General features: G+C 66.8%; 3 protein-coding genes and 1 pseudogene. 3 read left to right on the top strand and 1 reads right to left on the bottom strand.

Annotated features, from left to right (window positions below):
- Positions 1-157: 157 nt before the first annotated feature.
- On the bottom strand, positions 158-1198 hold the full coding sequence (locus B2W70_RS09955) for an aliphatic amidase (RefSeq protein WP_286745334.1): 1041 nt from the start codon (positions 1196-1198) through the stop codon (positions 158-160).
- A gap of 256 nt (positions 1199-1454) precedes the next feature.
- On the opposite strand from B2W70_RS09955, the gene gshA reads away from it, so the two are divergent.
- The 3 genes and pseudogenes from gshA to B2W70_RS09940 form a co-directional block, all read left to right on the top strand.
- Positions 1455-2918 (top strand): glutamate--cysteine ligase, encoded by a 1464-nt coding sequence (gene gshA / locus B2W70_RS09950; RefSeq protein ID WP_286745337.1) that lies wholly within the window; start codon positions 1455-1457, stop codon positions 2916-2918.
- 207 nt (positions 2919-3125) lie between these two features.
- Complete coding sequence (locus B2W70_RS09945) at positions 3126-4937, top strand: type II secretion system protein GspD (RefSeq protein WP_286745331.1); 1812 nt, start codon at positions 3126-3128, stop codon at positions 4935-4937.
- Positions 4934-5315 (top strand): annotated as a pseudogene (locus B2W70_RS09940) (hypothetical protein); the annotation flags it as partial. The gene B2W70_RS09945 and the pseudogene B2W70_RS09940, both read left to right, overlap by 4 nt.

Here is a 5315-nt window from a genome sequence, read left to right as displayed (position 1 = left end):
CGTGGTGATCGCCGCGAGCCGCTACATCCAGCCCGTGGGCCTGTTCGAGGGCACGGTGCGTCCGACGCTGACCGCGCCCGCACGCCCCGTCAAAGACCTGCTGGGCGTCACCGAAGATCACCACTCCATCTGGTGACCTTCGCGCAGCCCGCGCGGCTCATTCGTACTTCAGCCGCGCGTCGTTCGGGATGCCTTCGATCGGGCATTCCGCCGTGCCCACCGTGGGCCGGGTGATGGCTTCGACCTTGGCCTGCGTGCCCAGCGGGTCGGCCACCCACTCGCGGTAGAAGCTGAAGGGGCATTCGGCCACGCCCTTGTCGCCTTCGCCCGAGTTGATCTTGCCCGTGTAGCCGCGGTGAAGCAGCTTGAACAGGTGGTTCTGCGACTGGCCGGTGGAGCGCGCGTCGCGGATCAGGCGCTTGCTCAGCTGCGCGTACTGGATGCCGTAGTCCTCTTCTCCGCATTCGCCCAGCGTGCGCCCGTCGAAGCCGATGATGGCGCTGTGCCCGAAGTAGCTGTAGACGCCGTCGAAGCCCGCCGCGTTGGCCACCGCCACGTAGCAGTTGTTGGCCCAGGCCATCGACTTGGAGATCATCACCTGCTGCTCTTTGGCCGGGTACATGTAGCCCTGGCAGCGCACCACCAGCTCGGCGCCCTTCATCGCGCAGTCGCGCCAGATCTCGGGGTAGTTGCCGTCGTCGCAGATGATCAGGCTGACCTTCATGCCCTTGGGGCCGTCCGAGACATAGGTCTGGTCGCCGGGGTACCAGCCTTCGATGGGCGTCCACGGCATGATCTTGCGGTACTTCTGAACGATCTCGCCCTGGTCGTTCATCAGGATCAGCGTGTTGTAGGGCACCTTGTTGGGATGCTCTTCATGGCGCTCACCGGTCAGCGAGAACACGCCCCAGACTTTCGCATTGCGGCAGGCCTGGGCGAACACCTCGGTCACGTCGCCGGGGATGTTGACGGCCGTCTCCATCATCTCGGCCTTGTCGTACATGATCCCGTGGGTGCTGTACTCAGGGAAGATGACCAGGTCCAGGCCGGGCAGGCCCAGCTTCATGCCCTCGATCATCTGGCGGATCTTGTGCGCGTTCTCAAGCACCTCGGCCGTGGTGTGCAGCCGAGGCATCTTGTAGTTGACGACCGCGACGCCGACGGTGTCGTCGCTGCTGGAAATGTCACCGTGGAGCATGGCGCTCTCCTCAAAAAGTGGACGGAACGAAGCCCTGCCATTGTTCGAAGCAGCGTGCACAGGCCCAATACGTTGTTTGACGTAGGTCCAAGGCCATCCAGCCTGCGTCAAAGCAAGGTCATGGGCGATGCAGCACAATCGCGCCCTCTGAGCACGGCCGGCACCCCGCCCTCGGCCGCGCCCACGCCCGATGACAACCAGGAGACCACCCGTGCCCAGCCCACTCGACCGCCTGCAGCGCCTCGACGTGTCCGCCATGCGGCGTGGCATCGAGAAGGAGGGCCTGCGCGTCCTGCCCGACGGCACCCTGGCCCATGACGCCCACCCGCGCGCCCTCGGCTCGGCCCTGACCCATCCCCACATCACCACCGACTTCAGCGAGTCGCAGCTCGAACTCGTCACCGGCGTGCACGCCGGCATCGACGACTGCCTGCGCGAACTCACCGACGTGCACCGCGAGGTGCTGCAAGCCATCGGCGAGCAACGCATGTGGGCCAGCTCCATGCCCGGCCACCTGCCGCCCGATGGCGACATCCCCATCGGCAACTACGGCACCTCGAACGTGGGCCAGGCCAAGCGCGTCTACCGCAACGGCCTGGTGCACCGCTATGGCGCGCGCATGCAGACCATCAGCGGCATCCACTACAACTGGTCCATCGGTGGCGCCACCACGGAAGACTACTTCGCGCTGATCCGCAACTTCCGCCGCCACGTGTTCGTGCTGCTGATGCTGTTCGGCGCCTCGCCGGCGGTCACCAAGGGCTTCGTGGCCGGGCTCGACCATGGTCTGCGGCCCCTGGGCGAGGGCACCTTGCACCTCACGCACGCCACCTCGCTGCGCATGGGCCGCCTGGGCTACCAGAGCGACGCGCAAAGCGCACTGTGCGTGAGCTACAACCACCTGGAGGGCTACGCCAGCTCACTGCATGGCGCGCTGGTGGGCTCGCATCCGCCGTATGCCGCCATGGGCATCCAGGCGCCCGATGGCAGCTACCGCCAGCTCGGCACCAGCCTGCTGCAGATCGAGAACGAGTTCTACAGCCCCATCCGCCCCAAGCGCGTGACCGAGCCCGGCGAGCGCCCGCTGCACGCGCTGCGCGAACGCGGCGTCGAGTATGTCGAGGTGCGCTGCATGGACCTGCAGCCCGAGCTCACCGTCGGCATCGACGAGCACACCCTGCGCGTGCTGGATGTCTTCCTGCTGTGGGCCATGACGTCTGACAGCCCGCCCGACTCGCCGAAAGAGATCCGTGAGCTGGGCGAGAACCAGCGCCTGGTGGCCGCGCGCGGCCGCGAGCCGGGCCTCAAGCTGCGCCGTGCCGGCGAAGACGTGCTGCTGGCCGACTGGGCCGCCGACGTGATGGCGCAAGGCCTGCCCCTGGCCCGCCACCTCGACGAGGTGCATGGCACGCAGACCTTCACCCAGGCTTGGTCGAAAGCCACGCAAGACCTCCAGCACACCGACCACCTGCCTTCGGCCCGCGCCTTGCAGGCCATGCAGTGCCTGCACGCGGGTGAGCACGCGGCCTTTGGCCTGGCCGCTTCCGACCACGTGCGCCAAGCCCTGCTGGCCCAGCCTTTGAGTGCGGCCGAGCGCGAAGCCGCGCTGCTGCACGCCAACCGCTCGTGGCAGGCCCAGGCCGAGATCGAAGCCTCTGACCGCCTGGCCTTCGAGGCCTACCGACAGCAATTCCTGGATCCGGCTCGCCTGGTGGTTTGAGGCAGGTTTGGCTGGGCGGCCTTGGGGCGGCAGGCCTGGGTGATGCTGGAGAGAAGGCGGTACAACGACCGCTTTTCGGATCAATTCACCATGCAAAACTGACAAGAATGGGGGTGTGTCCTTATATCTCACCCACCTCTGCCGCGCTCGCTGGTTCGCTGGCGCAAGGGGCCTACCCGGAGCGGGGCCGTCATGATGCGTGTGACCTTGATCAACAAACTGCTGGCGCTGATGGTGGCCGTGGGTTTGAGCGCTTGTGCCAACAAGCAACCCGTGACCAATGCAGGCCACCTGCGTCCGCCCACGGCGGCGCCCGGCAAGCCGCCAGCGCTGATCAACGCGCCCTTGCTGCCACCGCCCCCTACGAGCCCCAAAGCCAAGGCCGAGGTGTTCTCGATCAGCGTGCACAACGTTGACATCCGCAGCTTGTTGTTCGCCATCGCCCGCGACGCCCGGCTCAACCTCGACATCCACCCGGATCTCGCGGGCACGGTCAGCATGAACGCGGTCGACCAGACCGTGACCGAGATCCTCGACCGCGTGGCCTTGCAGGCCAACATGCGCTACGAGATGGAAGGCCGCAACCTGTTCGTCATGCCCGATGCGCCGGTGCTCAAGCACTACCGCATCGACTACCTGAACGTGGCCCGCGAATCGCGTAGCGAAATCGGGGCCAGCACCAGCATTTCGCGGTCTGGCAGTGGCACGAACAACAGCTCCAGCGCCTCGCTGACCAACGTCTCCAGCAACCGCTTCTGGGAGACGCTGACGCAGAACCTGCGCGACCTGCTGCGCGAGACGGACAAGATCATCCCGGAAGATGGGCAAGCCGCCACGACCTCGGCACAGCCAGCCGGTGGGGCTTCAGCGTCGATGCTGAAAACCATTGGCGCCGTGATCGGGGCCGCGCCTGCAGAGGGCGCGGCCCCCCCGGCTGGGGGCGCGCCAGCGCCTGCCGTGCCCGCCGCCGCGCCTGTGCGTTTCCGCGAGTCGGCATCGGTGATCGCCAACCCGGAATCGGGTGTGGTGTCGGTGCGTGCCACGTATCGCCAGCACATGCGGGTGCGCGAGTTCATCGACCGTGTCATGAAGAGCGCATCGCGCCAGGTGATGATCGAGGCCACCATCGTCGAGGTCAACCTCTCGGACGAGTACCAGCAGGGCATCAACTGGACGGTGCTGCGCAACGGTTTGCCGCTGCTGCAACTGGGCCCCGCTGGCGCAGCGATGCCTTCGGGGGTGCCGGTCAGCGGGATCATCCCCAGCATGCTGAACTACACGCCAACGCGAACGCGCGGCAACGTGCAGGTGTCGGCGGCCTTGCGCCTGCTGGAGTCTTTCGGCAACGCCAAGGTGCTCTCCAGCCCCAAGATCAGCGCGCTCAACAACCAGGCCGCCATGCTCAAGGTGACCGAAGACCTGGTGTACTTCACCCTGACGAGCAACTACACGCCCGGCACCGCGGGCTCGCCGCCCACCTTCACCGTCACGTCCACGCCCAACAACATCTCGGTCGGGCTGGTCATGAGTGTGATGCCTCAGGTGGGTGAGGGCGACGAGGTCTCGCTGATCTTGCGGCCCACCCTGTCGCGCGTGGTGAGCTACGTCGATGATCCGGCCGTGCCCATCTTCCTGTCCCAGGCTCGCAACGATGGCATCGACATTTCCCAGATCTCCAGCCGCATCCCTCAGATCCAGACGCGGGAGATGGAGTCGGTCATCAAGGTCAACTCGGGTGACACGGCGGTGCTGGGTGGATTGATGCGCGATGACGTGTCGGGCAGCACCGATCAGACCCCGGGCGTGGGCGATGTGCCACTGCTGGGTGAGTTGTTCAAGTACAAGCAGAAGGCGAACCGCAAGAGCGAGCTGGTGATCTTCCTGCGACCGACGGTGGTGCGCACCGCCAGCCTGACCGCCGATCACCAGTCGTTCGGCCCACACCTCGGCGAAGCCCTGCGTCCCATGCCCGAGCGCATGCCCCTGGCACCCGAAACGTCGGGGGAGGGCCAGCCATGAGCCTTTTGCTGGATGCCCTCAAGCGCACTCAGAGCAAGGCCAGATCACAGGCCTCTGAGCCGACTGAACCGACCGGGCTGGCCGAGCTGCCGCCGATCGAAGCCGTGCCGCTTGCCATGGCTTCGCCGGCTCCGTCGCTCGATGAGCCCGCGCCGGCACCGGCCAAGCCCATCGAAGCGCTGGAGTTGGCGCTGGACCCGATGGGCGATGCCGCCCCGGCCGTGACGCCTGAGCCTGTCGCTGTGCCCGTGCCGCCTCCTTCCCCTGCGCCAGCTCCCCCGTCTCCCCCTCCCACTCCGTCTGCGCCGCCATCGGCCGCGTCCCTGGCGCCCCCCCTGGAGCTTGCCGTCGAGCCGGCCAAGCCCGCTCCAGCCGCGA

This window comes from Aquabacterium sp. UBA2148, from assembly GCF_002328915.1.
Classification (GTDB): domain Bacteria; phylum Pseudomonadota; class Gammaproteobacteria; order Burkholderiales; family Burkholderiaceae_C; genus Aquabacterium; species Aquabacterium parvum.
Note: the sequence above shows the minus strand (reverse complement) of the source record. Positions and strands in the feature narration are given on the sequence as shown.

Excerpts from the sequence above, each read along its gene's own strand:
- B2W70_RS09955 (WP_286745334.1), bottom strand. The coding sequence starts at position 1,198 with ATGCTCCACGGTGACATTTCCAGCAGCGACGACACCGTCGGCGTCGCG.
- gshA (WP_286745337.1), top strand. The coding sequence starts at position 1,455 with ATGCGGCGTGGCATCGAGAAGGAGGGCCTGCGCGTCCTGCCCGACGGC.